The 14773-nt window shown below is 66.7% G+C and carries 12 protein-coding genes and 2 riboswitches; of the genes, 9 read left to right on the top strand and 3 right to left on the bottom strand.

Features of this window, described 5'->3' with window-relative positions; all coding sequences use genetic code 11:
* Nucleotides 1-30 precede the first annotated feature (30 nt).
* Nucleotides 31-155: riboswitch (glycine riboswitch) on the bottom strand.
* A gap of 13 nt (nucleotides 156-168) precedes the next feature.
* A riboswitch (glycine riboswitch) is annotated at nucleotides 169-259 on the bottom strand.
* Nucleotides 260-298: 39 nt separating this feature from the next.
* From AC07PF_RS22615 to AC07PF_RS22605, 3 genes are all read right to left on the bottom strand, one after another.
* Nucleotides 299-1594, bottom strand: coding sequence for a TRAP transporter large permease (locus AC07PF_RS22615; RefSeq protein ID WP_007860254.1), 1296 nt, complete (start codon nucleotides 1592-1594; stop codon nucleotides 299-301).
* Complete coding sequence (locus tag AC07PF_RS22610) at nucleotides 1591-2103, bottom strand: TRAP transporter small permease (RefSeq protein ID WP_145697232.1); 513 nt, start codon at nucleotides 2101-2103, stop codon at nucleotides 1591-1593. Before AC07PF_RS22610 ends, AC07PF_RS22615 begins: the two co-directional genes overlap by 4 nt.
* Nucleotides 2104-2308: 205 nt before the next feature.
* Entirely contained in the window at nucleotides 2309-3283 is a 975-nt protein-coding gene (locus AC07PF_RS22605; RefSeq protein WP_494613348.1) for a TRAP transporter substrate-binding protein, read from the bottom strand.
* Between the two features lie 439 nt (nucleotides 3284-3722).
* Here AC07PF_RS22605 and AC07PF_RS22600 point away from each other — a divergent pair, with 439 nt between their 5' ends.
* The 9 genes from AC07PF_RS22600 to AC07PF_RS22560 all read left to right on the top strand — a co-directional run bounded on the left by AC07PF_RS22600 (nucleotide 3723) and on the right by AC07PF_RS22560 (nucleotide 14711).
* Entirely contained in the window at nucleotides 3723-4181 is a 459-nt protein-coding gene (locus AC07PF_RS22600) for an Lrp/AsnC family transcriptional regulator (protein WP_494613347.1), read from the top strand.
* 88 nt (nucleotides 4182-4269) lie between these two features.
* Complete coding sequence (locus AC07PF_RS22595) at nucleotides 4270-5178, top strand: LysR family transcriptional regulator (RefSeq protein WP_007860245.1); 909 nt, start codon at nucleotides 4270-4272, stop codon at nucleotides 5176-5178.
* Nucleotides 5179-5642: 464 nt separating this feature from the next.
* Nucleotides 5643-6467: a putative hydro-lyase gene (locus AC07PF_RS22590; protein WP_494613346.1), complete on the top strand. Its 825-nt coding sequence runs from the start codon at nucleotides 5643-5645 to the stop codon at nucleotides 6465-6467.
* 16 nt (nucleotides 6468-6483) lie between these two features.
* The gene (locus AC07PF_RS22585; protein ID WP_494613345.1) at nucleotides 6484-7452 is read left to right on the top strand and encodes a TRAP transporter substrate-binding protein; all 969 of its coding nucleotides are present in this window, start codon (nucleotides 6484-6486) and stop codon (nucleotides 7450-7452) included.
* Between the two features lie 82 nt (nucleotides 7453-7534).
* Nucleotides 7535-8068, top strand: a complete 534-nt coding sequence (locus tag AC07PF_RS22580; protein WP_494609944.1) for a TRAP transporter small permease subunit — start codon at nucleotides 7535-7537, stop codon at nucleotides 8066-8068.
* 11 nt (nucleotides 8069-8079) lie between these two features.
* Nucleotides 8080-9390 carry a TRAP transporter large permease gene (locus AC07PF_RS22575; protein ID WP_494613344.1) on the top strand — a complete coding sequence of 437 codons (1311 nt, stop codon included), beginning with the start codon at nucleotides 8080-8082 and terminating at the stop codon, nucleotides 9388-9390.
* A 73-nt stretch (nucleotides 9391-9463) separates the two neighbouring features.
* Entirely contained in the window at nucleotides 9464-10429 is a 966-nt protein-coding gene (locus AC07PF_RS22570; protein ID WP_494613343.1) for a TRAP transporter substrate-binding protein, read from the top strand.
* Between the two features lie 31 nt (nucleotides 10430-10460).
* The gene (locus tag AC07PF_RS22565; RefSeq protein ID WP_494613342.1) at nucleotides 10461-11009 is read left to right on the top strand and encodes a hypothetical protein; all 549 of its coding nucleotides are present in this window, start codon (nucleotides 10461-10463) and stop codon (nucleotides 11007-11009) included.
* 42 nt (nucleotides 11010-11051) lie between these two features.
* Nucleotides 11052-14711 (top strand): hydantoinase B/oxoprolinase family protein, encoded by a 3660-nt coding sequence (locus AC07PF_RS22560; protein ID WP_494609923.1) that lies wholly within the window; start codon nucleotides 11052-11054, stop codon nucleotides 14709-14711.
* Nucleotides 14712-14773: the final 62 nt, after the last annotated feature.

Here is a 14773-nt window from a genome sequence, read left to right as displayed (position 1 = left end):
GAAAGCCGCAACCCGTGCATGGATTGCGGGATTTGCCCTGCTGTCCGCTTTACCTGAGAGATTCACCGCACCACCCTGGCTGGCGGCTGCGGCTTGCTCCTTCGGTGGATGGCCTGCGCTGTGCTGCGCGGCCACCTCTCTCCAGCAAGGGAACGCCTGCATCCCTGCAGGCGCTTGCCAGTCCTTTTGCCTGAGCGTTCGGGGTGTCCCTGCGCCTTCGGCGGCCCCCGCGAAGGGGACTCTCTCCTGACGGGCGCAAGTATATCCGCTGGAGGGCAGCGTCGGGCCAACAGCCTCGCTACTTGATGAACCCGAGCACCTTGGGCAGCCAGGTCGACAGCTGCGGGATGAAGGTCAGCACCACCAGCACCACGCCATGGGCCCAGAGGAAGGGCACCAGCTCGCGCACCAGTTGCGACATGGGCACGCGCGAGACGTTGCAGGTGACGAACAGCAGCCCGCCCACGGGCGGCGTGATCATGCCCAGCGTGAGGTTGTAGATCACCACCATCGCGAAGTGGATCGGGTCGATCCCCAGCTTCACGGCCACGGGCGCGAGGATGGGGGCGAGCACCATCACGCCCGGCAGCGGCTCGATGAAGATGCCGAACAGCAGCAAGAAGATGTTCACGATGATCAGGAACATCCATGGTGAGAGGTTCATGCCCACCAGCCAGTCGGCCATCTGCTGCGGAATGCCCTCGATGGTCAGGATCCACGCGAACGCGGCCGACAGCCCGATGATGATCAGCACCGAGGCCGACAGCAGGGCCGAGCGCGCCAGGATGTCGGGCAGCGCCTTCCACTGCAGCGTGCGGTAGACGAACTTGCCGCACACCAGCGCATAGAACACCGCCACCACCGAAGCCTCGGTGGGCGTGAACCAGCCGGCGCGCATGCCGCCCAGGATCACCACTGGCAGCAGGATGGCAGGCAGCGCCTTCCAGGTGGTCTGCAGGATCTCGGCCAGGGGCGGCATCCGGCCGTCGCCCTTGTAGTTGCGCTTCTTGGAGACATGGAAGTTCACGACGCACATGGCCACCGCGATCAGCAGGCCCGGCAGCAGGCCGGCCACGAACAGTGCGCCCACCGAGACGGTCTCGTCCTGCAGCGCATAGATGATCATGATGATGGACGGCGGGATGATGGGCCCGACGATGGCGGTGGAGGCCGTGAGCGCCGCCGCGTACGAGCGGTCGTAGCCGGCCTTGTCCATCATGCGGATCAGCATCGAGCCCGGGCCCGCCGCATCGGCCAGCGCCGAGCCCGAGATGCCCGAGAAGAAGGTCAGCGAGACCACGTTGGTGTAACCCAGCCCGCCGCGCTTGTGGCCCACGAACTGGCCGGCAAAGCGCAGCAGCACCTCGGTCAGCGAGCCGCCGCTCATGAGTTCGGCCGCGAGGATGAAGAAGGGCACGGCCATCAGCGGAAAGCTGTCGATGCCGGTGAAGGTCTCCTTGAGCAGCACCATCAGCGGGTAGCTCTCGGCCAGGATCAGCGTGGCCGCGGTGGACAGGCCCAGCGCAAACGCCACGGGCACGCCCATGGCCAGGAACAGGCAGGCCGATACGATGAGGATGATGGACGCGCTCATAGGGAGGCACTCGCATTCGCATCGAAGTGCGCGTCGGCCGCGAACGTGCGGTCCATGACGTAGCCGCGCACGATGAACAGGAAGTGCACGATGAGCAGCACGCCGCCGATCAGCATGGCGCTGTAGATGTAGGCAAACGGGACCTGCGTCACGGCCGTCATCTGGAACATGGTGCGCTGCATGTACAGCCAGCCGTACCAGACCATGAAGCCGAAGAAGGCGAACAGCAATGCCGCGACCACGGCACGCAGGGCGATGGCACCGGCGCGGGGCAGGGCGTCCTGCAGGTTCTCCACCGCGATGTGGCCGCCATAGCGCAGCACGGGGCCGGCGCCCAGGAAGGTCAGCCAGATCATCATGTGGCGCGACACCTCCTCGGCCCATTCGAGCGAGTTGTGGGTGACGTAGCGCATCACCACGTTGGTGAAGATGATGATGGACATGGCCGCCAGCAGCAGGATCAATGCCCAGCGGTTGGCGGCCAGAAAATAGCGTTCGAAGGTTTTCACGGGACGGTCTTGGACAAGGGCGTACAGGGTCAAAGCAAAAGCGCCCGGCGCCTTGTGTGGGCCGGGCGATGCGGGGCGCGGGTCAAGAGCGGCTCAAACAGCCCAGCGAAGCGGTCCTGGCTAGGCGTTGCGTCGCAGACAGTACAACCAGTACGGCAAGACGCAGCAACGACGCCAGGAGGGCTGTGTGAGTCGCTCAAAAGAGTTAACGAACGTCCTGGATCTTCTTGATGTTGTCCGCTCCGAACTCCTTGGCATAGCCGACATAGGCGGGCTTGAGTGCCTCGCGGAAGGCGGCACCGTCCACCGTCTTGATGACCTTCATGCCCTGCTGCTCGAGCAGGGCGATGCCGTTGTTCTCGTCGTCGTTGACCTTCTTGCGCTGGGCCACCGAGGCGCTCTTGGCGGCGTCGGTGAAGACCTTCTTGTCCGCGTCATTGAGCTTGTTCCAGACCTTGGGCGAGAGCAGCAGCAGCGCCGGAGAATACACGTGGCCGGTCAGCGACAGGTGCTTTTGCACCTGCGAGAACTTGGCCGACAGGATCACGGGGATGGGGTTCTCCTGGCCGTCCACCGTGCCCTGCTGCATGGCGCCGAACAGCTCGGGGAAGGCCATGGGCGTCGGCAGGATGCCGAAGGTGCGGTAGCCGTCCATGTGCACCTTGTTTTCCATGGTGCGCATCTTCAGGCCCTTGGCATCGTCGGGCTTGATGATGTCGCGCTTGCTGTTGGTCATGTGGCGGAAACCGTTTTCCGTCCACGCCAGCGCGATGATGCCCTTGCTCGGGAACTTGGTCAGGATGTCCTGGCCGATGGGGCCGTCCATCACCTTGCGCGCGTGGTCGTAGTCGCGGAACAGGAAGGGGATGTCGACGATCTTCACTTCGGGCACGAAGTTGCCCACGGGGCCGGTGGAGGTGTTCACCAGGTCCTGCGTGCCGAGCTGGATGGCTTCGATCTGCTCACGCTCGCCGCCCAGCGCGGAGTTGGGGAAGTACTGGCACTTGTAGCGCCCCTGCGTGCCCTTCTCGACTTCGTCGCAGAAGACCTTGGAGCCCACGCCGTAGTGCGAATCGGGCGCCGTGGCGTAGCCGATCTTGAGCGTGGTGGTCTGCGCGCTGGCGGTGGCCATCAAGCCGAGCGCAAGGCCCAGGCCCGCAGCGAGGGAAGTCAATTGCATGGTGTCTCCTGTAAGTATGTTTCTGGCCGGGGTCCGTGGCGTGCCCGGGTGGCGGTGCAGCACGGAACCGCAGCCTCAAAAATTATGGCGCTGCAGCATGGCGCCGGGCATCGGGGTTTGTGCTGGTAAGCGTGCTTATCAACGCCATGAATCCGTGCCAATGGTCGCTTGGGCGACAAAGTGGGCTGATCGCCAGGGAGAAGGCGGTGCGAGAGGGGGAGGACGGGTGGAGGCCATGCTGCTCCGGTGCGGTTTGCCAAGTGCCCCGGTCTGGCGGTAACCAGTCCGGGGCCCTGTCAGTTTGTGCGCTCCGGTAAGAGCGCCTTGATGTCCAAAGTATGCGCTGCAAGGCGCAGCAGTTCTTTCCATTTTTCGCTCGATATTCCAATAATGCAGAAAAATTTGCTGCATATGTAGAAATTCATGAATAATTGGGGCCATGGATCGCTTGGACAGAAAAATTCTCGCTGTGCTGCAGGGCGATGCACGCGCCAGCCTGCAGGAGATCGGCCAGACCGTGGGCCTGAGTCCCTCGCCGTGCTGGGGCCGCATCAAGAAGATGGAGGAGGCCGGTGTCATCCAGGGCTACACCGTGCGGCTCAACCCGCAGGCGCTGGGCCTGTCGGACACGGTGCTGGTGCAGGTCACGCTCGACAGCCATTCGGACAACACGCTCGAGAAGTTCGGCGAAACGCTGGCCAGCATCCCCGAGGTGATCGAGGCGCACCTGGTCTCGGGCGACTACGACTACCTGCTGCGCGTGGTGGTCAAGGACACGCGCGACTACGAGCGCCTGCTGCGCGAGAAGCTCTACAAGATCAAGGGCATACGCCACAGCCGTTCGAGCTTCGTGCTGCGCACGCTCAAGAAGGCCGACCTGCCGTTGTTCGCGGAATAGGGCAGGCCGCTGCGCCACTGGCACGTTCGGTGCTCCGCAGCTTCCTGGCAGGCGCACAATCCTGGCGCCGCCGCCCCACGGAAAAACCATGAATCTGCGTTTCGTCGAAGCCTTCTACTGGGTTGCCTCCCTGCGCAGCGTGACGCGCGCTGCCGAGAAGCTGTTCCTCACCCAGTCGGCCATGTCCAGCCGCGTGGCCGCGCTGGAAGAGGAGCTCGGCGTGCTGCTGCTCGACCGCAGCGACAAGCGCTTCAAGCTCACGGTGGCGGGCACGCGCTTTCTCACCTACGCCAAGCGCATGCTGGAGTTGCAGCGCCAGCTCAAGGCCGAGATGGGCTCGGGCGCGCCCATGGAGGTCTCCATCCGCCTGGGGGCCATTGAATCGGTGCTGCACTCCTGGCTGATCCCGTGGATCGAACAGCTGCGCAAGGACAACCCGCTGCTGGAGCTCGAACTCACGGTGGAGACCACGCCCGTGCTGCTCGACCAGATCCGCCGCGGCGCGCTGGACACGGTGTTCGCCGCGCTGCCGGCGTCGGCCGAGGGCATCCGCACGCAGGCACTCACCCCCATGGAGATGGTCTTCGTGGGCAACAGCACCCTGCACCGCAAGCGGCGCTATGCGCTCGCGGATTTTGCCGAGACCGACATCCTCACTTTCCAGCGCGGCTCGCAGCCGCATGTCTCGCTGCTCGACGTGCTGCGCCAGGCACAGGTGGAGCCGCGCTGCGTGCACACCATCTCCTCGATCTCGGCCATGGTGCAACTGGTGCAGGGCGGCTTCGGCGTGGCCACGCTGCCGCGCCAGGCCGTGCAGCGGCTGCTGGCGTTCCCCGATCTGCGCCCGCTGGCCTGCGAGGCCGAGCTGCGCCCGCTGCCCATCCACCTGAGCTACCGCGAAGACCCCTCTTCGCCGGCCGTGGAGGGCGTGGTCCGCTCGGCCCTGGCCTTCGTCGAGCTGCAGGCCGAGCGCAGCAAGGGCCGCGCCAAAAGCTGAAGCCTGGCTGACAAGGCGCACCGGGCGCTGCTTCGGCGCAGGCCTGTCGGCTGCCGCGCAGCGGTTTGCCCCCCCGTTTTCGGGCACCCGGCAGGTCCTGGGCCGCCGCTTCGGACCGGCCGTGCCTGTTGTTGGTGCAGCCTGGCGACGGCATGCAGGCCCCCGCGCTCGTCCCTGCCAGGGATCGATGGGCACTCGCCCGCCCGTGTCCCCATCCACCGTCACCGCCGTGGAGCGCCGCTCTCGCCGACATGCACACGCGTTCCAGAGCGGCCGAAGTGCCCACTTTCTGCTCCCCTAGGGTTTTCACTTAGCACCAAGTTGGGTGAACTGTGCTCCAGCGCAGTGCATCGAAAAAATCGATGAGCTAAGAGAAAATTTTTGAATTTGCCAGGGGCGATGCGGCGCCAACACAATCCACCCATCGCCCCGCATCCGACATTTCGCAACGCAAGGAACCCACGGTGGACTCCACACACAACAACACGCCCCAGGTCTTTGGTTCCGCAGGCAGCAGCAACGCCGCACACGTGCGCAGCGTGATCCGCCAGGGCCTGTGGACCTCGCACACCAGCGGCCTGGCCGATGGCCATGTGCAGGGCAACCTGGTCATCCTGCCCGAGGTGCAGGCCGGCGACTTCCTGCGCTTTTGCCAGCGCAACCCCAAGCCCTGCCCGGTGCTGGCGGTGAGCGAGCCTGGCCAGTTCACGCTGCCCACGCTGGGCGAGGGCATCGACATCCGCAGCGACGTGCCGCTGTACCGCGTCTGGCGCCACGGCGAGCTGGCCGAGGAGGTGGCGGACATCGCGGCCCTGTGGCGCCCCGACCTCGTGACCTTCATCCTGGGCTGCTCGTTCTCGTTCGAGTCGGCATTGATCGAGGCCGGCATCCGCCTGCGCCATGTCGACGAAGGCAAGAACGTGGCCATGTTCCGCACCAGCCTGCAGACCGAGCCGGCCGGCCCCTTTGGCGGCGCCATGGTGGTGACCATGCGGCCCATGCCGGCGGCCGACGTGATCCGCGCCGTGCAGGTGACCTCGCGCTTTCCCAATGTGCATGGCGCACCCGTGCACATCGGCGACCCGTCGCTGATCGGCATCGCCGACATCACGAAGCCCGACTACGGCGATGCCGTGGCGCTGATGCCCGGCGAGATCCCTGTGTTCTGGGCCTGCGGCGTCACGCCTCAGTCCGCCATCCTGCACGCCCAGCCGGCGTTCTGCATCACCCATGCCCCGGGCTGCATGCTGATTTCCGACCTCCTCAACCACCAACTCGCCAGTTTCTAAAACCAGGAGCCTCCCCATGAAAACCATCGCTTTCAGTATGTGTGCCCTCGCGTTCGCCAGCATCGCCCAGGCCCAGGCCAAGTGGGACCTGCCCTCGGGCTACGCCACCAACACCTTCCAGGTGCAGAACCTGCAGCAGTTCGCCCAGGACGTGGACAAGGCGACGGGCGGCAAGCTCAAGATCACGGTGCACCCCAATGCCTCGCTGTTCAAGGCCAACGAAATCAAGCGCACGGTGCAGTCGGGCCAGGTGCCGGCAGGCGAGTTCATCCTCTCCGGCGCGGCCAACGAGTCGGCGGCCTACGGCCTCGATTCCATCCCCTTCCTGGCCACGAGCTATGCCGATGCCAAGCGCCTGGACCAGGTCTCGCGCCCCATGCTCAACAAGACCCTCGCGTCCCAGGGCATGAAGCTGCTGTACACCGTGGCCTGGCCCGCGCAAAGCCTGTACTCGACCAAGCCCGTCACGGCGCTCAAGGACCTCAAGAGCACCAAGATGCGTGCCTTCAACCCCGTCACCTCGGGCATCGCCGTGGCCGTGGGCGCCCAGCCCGTGACCATCCAGCTGGCCGAGCTGCCCGCCGCGCTGACCACCGGCACGGTGGACAATTTCCTCACCTCCAGCGCCAGCGGCGTGGAGAGCAAGCTCTACGAGAGCGTGAAGTACTTCTACGCCGTCTCGGCCTTCCTGCCGCGCAATGCCGTGGTGGTGAACCAGAAGACCTTCGATGCGCTGGACAGGCCCACGCAGGAGGCCGTGCTCGCACAGGCCGCCGTGGCCGAGCGCCGCGGCTGGGCCCTGAGCGAGCAGAAGGACCAGGAATACCTCAAGGAGCTTGCGGCCAAGGGCATGCAGGTGGACACCGTGGCCGCAGGCCTGAAGGCGGAGTTCAAGCCGATCGGCGAGCGCATGACGGCCGACTGGATCAAGGTCGCCGGTGACGAAGGCAAGGCCGTGATCGAAGCCTTCAACACCAGAAAGTGATGGGGCCACCATGTCTTCCCTGACCCAAACCTCTCCGGCCCCCGCCGGTGTGCACGCCGGGGTGGCCGTACCGCCGCACCTGCTGCGGCGGGTGCTCGACGCCAGTTATGGCATTGCCGGCACCATCGGTGCCTGGTGCATCGCCGGCATCTGCGTGCTCATGGTGGTGCAGTCCCTGGGACGCCAGTTCGGCTTTCCCACCGGTGCCATCAACGACGTGGTGGCCTGGCTGTGCGCCGCCGCCGCCTTCCTGACCATGGCCCATGCCTTCAAGCACGGCGACTTCGTGCGGGTGACGCTGGTGCTCGAAAAGCTCTCTCCCCGCACGCGCCGCACCTTCGAGCTGGCCTGCCTGTCGGTCGCCGTGCTGGCCATCGGCTACCTCACCTGGTGGGCCTGCGCCTTCACCTACGAGAGCTGGAAATTCAACGAAGTGGCGCAGGGCCTGTGGGCGGTGCCGGTCTGGATCCCCCAGATGAGCTTCGCCATCGGCTCCATCCTGTTCCTCGTGGCAGTGGTTGACGAGTGGTGGATCGTGGCGCGCGGCGGGGTACCCACCTTCGTGCGCCTGGTGGAAGAGCGCCACGCCAAGGGCGACTTCTCTTCGGACCTGTAAGGAGCAAGACCATGGACATTCTTTCCATCGGCGCCTTCCTGCTGGTGATCATGCTGCTCATGCTCTCCGGTGGTGTCTGGATCGCCATGACGCTGGCCATCTGCGGCTGGGTCGGCCAGGCCTTCTTCACCAACAGCCATGCCGGGCTGAACCTCTTCTCCGCCTTCTGGGAGAGCAATGCGAGCTGGGAGCTGGCGGCCTTGCCGCTGTTCATCTGGATGGGCGAGATCCTGTTCCGCACCCGCCTCAGCGAGGACATGTTCAGCGGCCTGGCGCCCTGGCTCGGCAAGGTGCCCGGGCGGCTGTTCCACACCACCATCCTGGGCTGCGGCATCTTCGGCTCGGTCTCGGGCTCGTCGGCGGCCACCTGCGCCACCATCGCCAAGGTCTCGCTGCCGGCGCTCAAGAAGCGCGGCTACGACGAAAGCATCGCCATCGGCTCGCTGGCCACGGCAGGCACCCTGGGCATCCTGATCCCGCCGTCCATCACCATGGTGGTGTACGCGGTCGCGGCCGATGCCTCCATCATCCGCATCTTCCTGGCGGGCTTTCTGCCCGGCCTGCTGCTGATGCTGCTGTTCTCGGGCTACATCGCCTGGTGGTCGGTGCGCAACAAGGATCGCATGCCGCCCGACGAGCCGGCGCTGAGCTTCCGCCAGAAGCTGCACCTGTCGCGCAACCTGATTCCCTGCGCATTGCTCATCGTGTTCATCTGCTGGTCCCTGGTGGCCGGCTGGGCCACGGCGACCGAATGTGCCGCCTATGGCGTGGTGGGTGCCCTGGCACTGGCCGCCTGGTGCAAGGCACTGACCTGGCAGAACTTCAAGGAAGGCCTGGCCGGCTCGGCCCGCACCAGCTGCATGATCATGTTCATCCTGGCCGGCGCCGCCTTCCTGACCAAGACCATGGCCTTCACCGGCATCCCGCGCGAGCTGGCTGCCTGGGTCGACTCCATGCACCTGTCGCCCTATGCGCTGATCGCCTGCCTGGTGGGGGTCTACCTGGTGCTGGGCACGGCGCTCGACGGCATCAGCATGATCGTGCTCACCGCCGCGGTGGTGATGCCGATGATCGAGAAGGCCGGCTTCGACCTGATCTGGTTCGGCATCTTCGTGATCCTGCTGGTCGAGATCGCCGAGGTCACGCCGCCCGTGGGCTTCAACCTCTTCGTGCTGCAGAACATGACGGGCAAGGACAGCAACCTGATCGCCAAGGCAGCCATCCCGTTCTTCTTCTGCCTGGTGGTGTGCATCGGCCTGATCACGGTCTTCCCGCAGATCGTCACCATCGTCCCGGACCTCGTCATGGGCGCATCCAAGTAGGCCTGCGGCCTTCCACCGTGTCTGCCGGCGCGCGCTGCCGCACCGGCCCCTTGTCCCCCTTCAGGAGCTTGCCATGAAGCACATGGTCTGGTTGGCCGCGCTCGTCGCGGTCCCGATGGTGCACGCCCAGGCGCAGTGGAAACTGGCCACCGGCTACCGTGCGGAAACCTTCCACACGCGCAACCTGGTGCAGTTTGCGCAGCAGGTGGAAGCGGCCTCCTCGGGCGCCCTGCGCATCGAGGTGCATGCCAACAACACCCTGGCCAAACTGGCCGACATTCCCCAGGCGGTGCAGGGCGGCAAGGCCCAGGCGGGCGAGACCATCATGACCAGCCTGGTGGCCGACATGCCGATCGCCGGGGCCGACGCCGTGCCCTTCGTGGTACGCAGCTATGCCGATGCGCGCCGGCTGTGGGACCTGCAGCGCCCGCTCATCGAAGGGCACTTCACCCGCAAGGGGCTCAAAGTGCTGTACGCGGTGCCCTGGCCGCCCCAGGGCCTGTTCTCCATCACCCCCGTGAAGTCGTCCGCCGACTTCAAGGGCACGCGCATGCGCACCTATAACCCGGCCACGGTGCGCATCGCCGAGATGCTGGGCGCCGCTTCCGTGGACGTGCCCATGGTCGAGGTCAACAAGGCCTTGGCGGCCGGCCAGCTCGACTCCATGATCACCTCGGCCCTGACCGGGGTGGAGAACCAGGTCTGGGGCCAGGTCCGGCAGTACTACGGCATCGATGCCTGGTTTCCCAAGAACGTCGTCTTCGTGAACCTGCAGGCCTTCGACGCGCTGCCTGCGCCGGTGCGCCAGGCCGTCACCCGGGCGGCATCGGAGGCCGAAACACGAGGCTGGGCCATGAGCGAGTCCATCGCGCAGGAGTCCGTGGCCGAGCTGCAGCGCAAGGGCATCAAGGTCGAGCGCGCGAGCGCCGAGCTCAATGCCGACCTCAAGCGCCTGGGCGAGCGTTTCTCGCGCGAGTGGGTGCGCTCGGTGGGCGGCGAGGCCAACCAGATCTTCATTCCCTACTACACGCAGCGCTGAAATTCCTCCCACCCGCCTCAGGAGAAGCACCATGCACACCCCCCAGGATTCCGTCGAGACCTACCTGCGCGCCAAGGACGGCAACCGGCCGCACCTGATCGCCCAGGCCTTTGCCGGCGGTGCGCTGCTGCAGATGGAGCTGCGCCAGGGCGGCATGGTCTTCCCGCCCTCGGCCCAGGGGCGCGAGGCCATTGCCGAGACCCTGGTGCGCAATTTCAACCGCAGCTTCGAGAACGTCTACACCTTCTGCCTGGCCGACCCGCCCGCGCCGGACTGCGCGGATTTCCACTGCGACTGGCTCGTGGCCATGACCGAAAAGGACAGCCATGCCGTGCGCGTGGGCTGCGGCCAGTACCACTGGCGCTTTGCGCCCGGCAACCGGCTCGCGCAGGAACTGCGCATCGTGATCGAGGCCATGCAGACCCTGCCACCGGCCGACATCCTGCCCGTGATGGCCTGGGCCACGGCGCTCGGAGGCCCTTGGTGCCCGCGGGCGCATGCCCTGGCCAGCGCGCCGCCCATCCCCGTGGTGCGCGAACTCCTGCAGCGCCTGACTCCGGCCTGCGCGGCCGCAGCCTGAACCGTGCCACTCCCCATTTTTTCTTCTTCCATCGGAGCCACCATGACCACCCATACACCCCAAGTACAGATTCCCCGCTGGCAGTTCTGGATCGACCGGGGCGGCACCTTCACCGACATCGTCGGCAAGCGCCCCGACGGCACGCTGGTCACGCACAAGCTGCTGTCGGAGAACCCCGAACAGTACAAGGATGCGGCCGTGGCCGGCATCCGCCACCTGCTGGGCCTGGCGCCCGGCGAGGCCGTGACGCCGGCCCTGGTGGAATGCGTGAAGATGGGCACCACGGTGGCCACCAATGCACTGCTCGAACGCAAGGGCGAGCCCACGCTGCTGGTCACCACGCGCGGTTTCCGTGATGCGCTGCGCATTGCCTACCAGAACCGGCCACGCCTGTTCGACCGCCACATCCTGCTGCCCGAACTGCTCTACACCGAGGTGGTCGAGGCGCGCGAACGCGTCGGAGCGCACGGCAAGGTGATGCAGCCGCTCGACGAAGCCAGCCTGCGCGGCGACCTGCTGGCCGCCTGGGGCCGCGGCCTGCGCAGCGTGGCCATCGTCTTCATGCATGGCTACCGCTACACGGAGCACGAGCAGATGGCCCGCCGCATCGCGAAGGAGGTGGGCTTCACGCAGATCAGCACCTCGCACGAGACCAGCCCGATGATGAAGTTCGTGAGCCGGGGCGATACCACGGTGGTCGATGCCTATCTCTCGCCCATCCTGCGCCGCTACGTGGAGCAGGTGGCCAGCGAGATGCCAGGGGTCAAGCTGTTCTTCATGCAGTCCTCGGGCGGCCTGACGGACGCGACCACCTTCCAGGGCAAGGACGCCATCCTGTCCGGCCCGGCCGGCGGCATCGTGGGCATGGCGCGCACGGCCGGCCTGGCTGGGCAGGAGCGCGTGATCGGCTTCGACATGGGCGGTACCTCCACCGATGTGAGCCACTACGCCGGTGCGTTCGAGCGCGAGTTCGAGACCCATGTGGCCGGGGTGCGCATGCGTGCGCCGATGATGAGCATCCACACCGTGGCCGCGGGTGGCGGCTCGGTGCTGAGCTACGACGGTGCGCGCTTTCGCGTCGGCCCTGAGAGTGCCGGCGCCAATCCCGGCCCGGTGAGCTATCGCCGTGGCGGCCCGCTGGCCGTGACCGATGCCAACGTGATGGTCGGCAAGGTGCAGCCGAGCTACTTCCCCAGCGTTTTCGGCCCGGCGGCCAACGAGACGCTGGATGCGCAGGCCGTGCGCGCGCGCTTCGCCGAGCTGGCCGCGCAGACGCAGCGCCAGCCCGAGGAGGTGGCCGAGGGCTTCATCCAGATCGCCGTGCAGCAGATGGCCAATGCCATCAAGAAGATCTCGGTGGCGCGCGGCTACGACGTGACGCGCTACACGCTGCAGTGCTTTGGCGGCGCGGGCGGCCAGCATGCCTGCCTGGTGGCCGACGCGTTGGGCATGACGCGCGTCTTCGTGCACCCGCTGGCGGGCGTGCTCAGCGCCTACGGCATGGGCCTGGCGGACCAGACGGTAATCCGTGAACAGGCCGTGGAACTGCCGCTGGCCCCGGCCTCGCTGCCGCTGATCGCCGAGCGCCTGGAGGTGCTGGGCGCAGCCGCCCAGGCCGAGCTCACGCGCCAGCAGGTCAGCCAGCACCCGGTGCAGGTGCGCCACAACGTGCACGTGCGCTACGAGGGCACCGACTCGGCGCTCGTCGTGCCCTTCGGCGACATCGCCGCGGTGCAGGCCGGCTTCGAGGCGGCCTACCGCCAGCGCTTCGCCTTCCTCATGGTGGGCAAGTCGCTGGTGGTGGAGGCGGTGTCGGTGGAGGCCGTGATCCCCGGCGATGCGCCGGCCGAGCCGCGCCTGCCCCTGCATGCCGAGCGCGTGCACCCGCGGCGCGAAACCGTGCGCATGTACTCGGGCAGCCGGTGGCATGACGCCGCCCTGGTGGTGCGCGAGGACCTGCAGCCCGGCGACACGATCCCCGGCCCGGCCATCATTGCCGAGAAGAACACCACCACGGTGGTGGAGCCCGGCTGGCTGGCCCGCCTCACCGACCTCGACCACCTGGTGCTCGACCGCGTGACCGCGCGCACGGTGCAATACGCGGCAGGCACCACGGTGGACCCGGTGCTGCTCGAAGTGTTCAACAACCTGTTCATGAACATCGCCGAGCAGATGGGCCTGCAGCTGCAGAACACGGCCTATTCGGTGAACATCAAGGAGCGCCTGGACTTCAGCTGCGCACTGTTCGACGCCACCGGCAACCTGATCGCCAATGCGCCGCACATGCCCGTGCACCTGGGCTCCATGGGCGAGAGCATCAAGACCGTGATCCGCGAGAACACCGGCAGCATGCAGCCGGGCGACGTCTACATGCTCAACGACCCCTACCACGGCGGCACCCACCTGCCCGACGTCACCGTGATCACGCCCGTCTACGTGGCCGGCGGCAAGGAGCCCACCTTCTACGTCGGCTCGCGCGGCCACCATGCCGATATCGGCGGCACCACGCCAGGGTCGATGCCTCCGTTTTCCACGCGCATCGAGGAAGAGGGCGTGCAGATCAACAACGTGAAGCTGGTGGCCGAGGGCGTCTTCCAGGAAGAGTCCGTGCGCCACCTGCTGGCCACGGGTGGCGGCACCACGCCGTACCCGAGCCGCAACCCGCACCAGAACCTGGCCGACCTGCGCGCCCAGATCGCCGCCAACGAGAAAGGGGTGCAGGAGCTGTCGAAGATGGTGGACCAGTTCGGCCTGGACGTCGTGCAGGCCTACATGCGCCACGTGCAGGACAACGCCGAGGAGTCGGTGCGCCGCGTGATCACCCACCTCAAGGACGGGCAGTTCACGCTGCCGCTGGACAACGGCGCGCAGATCAGCGTCTCGGTCAGGGTCAACGTCGCCGAGCGCAGCGCGGTGATCGACTTTGCCGGCACCAGCGCGCAGCAGGTCAACAACTTCAACGCCCCGCGCGCGGTGTGCATGGCGGCGGTGCTCTACGTCTTCCGCACCCTGGTGGACGACGACATCCCGCTCAACGCCGGTTGCCTCAAGCCCCTGCAGGTCCTCATTCCGCAGGGCTCCATGCTCAACCCCAACCCGCCGGCCTCGGTGGTGGCGGGCAATGTGGAGACTTCCACCTGCATCACGAATGCGCTGTTCGGTGCGCTCGGCGTCATGGCCGGCAGCCAGCCCACCATGAACAATTTCACCTTCGGCAATGCGCAGTACCAGTACTACGAGACCATCGCGGGCGGCAGTGGTGCGGGCGCGGTGCTCGATGGGGAGGGCCGGGTGGTGCGCGGCTTCGAAGGCACGAGCGTGGTGCAGACGCACATGACCAACTCGCGCCTCACGGACCCCGAGATCCTGGAGTTCCGCTTCCCCGTGGTGCTCGACAGCTATGAGATCCGCGAGGGCTCGGGCGGCCGCGGCCGCTGGGCGGGTGGCAACGGCGGCGTGCGCCGCGTGCGCTTCCTGGAGCAGATGACGGCCAGCATCCTGTCCAACGGCCGCGTCAAGCCGGCCTTCGGCATGGCCGGCGGGCAGGCCGGCCTCACCGGCCTGAACCGCGTACTGCGCGCCAACGGCCAGGTCGAAGACCTGGCGCACATCGGCGCGGCGCTCATGGAGCCCGGCGACGTGTTCGAGATCTCCACGCCCGGCGGCGGGGGCTTTGGCGAATGCATGGCCGCCGTTGACTGATGGAGCGCGGCCTGTGCCTCATGGCACAGGGCTTGCATTGCCAGGGGATACCACCCCATCGT

It is taken from the genome of Acidovorax sp. GW821-FHT10A04, assembly GCF_059415825.1.
The sequence above is the reverse complement of the archived record's forward strand: the minus strand, read 5'-3'. Positions and strand labels throughout refer to the sequence as shown.

Excerpts from the sequence above, each read along its gene's own strand:
- AC07PF_RS22605 (WP_494613348.1), bottom strand. The coding sequence starts at position 3,283 with ATGCAATTGACTTCCCTCGCTGCGGGCCTGGGCCTTGCGCTCGGCTTG.
- AC07PF_RS22595 (WP_007860245.1), top strand. The coding sequence starts at position 4,270 with ATGAATCTGCGTTTCGTCGAAGCCTTCTACTGGGTTGCCTCCCTGCGC.
- AC07PF_RS22600 (WP_494613347.1), top strand. The coding sequence starts at position 3,723 with ATGGATCGCTTGGACAGAAAAATTCTCGCTGTGCTGCAGGGCGATGCA.
- AC07PF_RS22615 (WP_007860254.1), bottom strand. The coding sequence starts at position 1,594 with ATGAGCGCGTCCATCATCCTCATCGTATCGGCCTGCCTGTTCCTGGCC.
- AC07PF_RS22585 (WP_494613345.1), top strand. The coding sequence starts at position 6,484 with ATGAAAACCATCGCTTTCAGTATGTGTGCCCTCGCGTTCGCCAGCATC.
- AC07PF_RS22570 (WP_494613343.1), top strand. The coding sequence starts at position 9,464 with ATGAAGCACATGGTCTGGTTGGCCGCGCTCGTCGCGGTCCCGATGGTG.
- AC07PF_RS22565 (WP_494613342.1), top strand. The coding sequence starts at position 10,461 with ATGCACACCCCCCAGGATTCCGTCGAGACCTACCTGCGCGCCAAGGAC.
- AC07PF_RS22560 (WP_494609923.1), top strand. The coding sequence starts at position 11,052 with ATGACCACCCATACACCCCAAGTACAGATTCCCCGCTGGCAGTTCTGG.
- AC07PF_RS22575 (WP_494613344.1), top strand. The coding sequence starts at position 8,080 with ATGGACATTCTTTCCATCGGCGCCTTCCTGCTGGTGATCATGCTGCTC.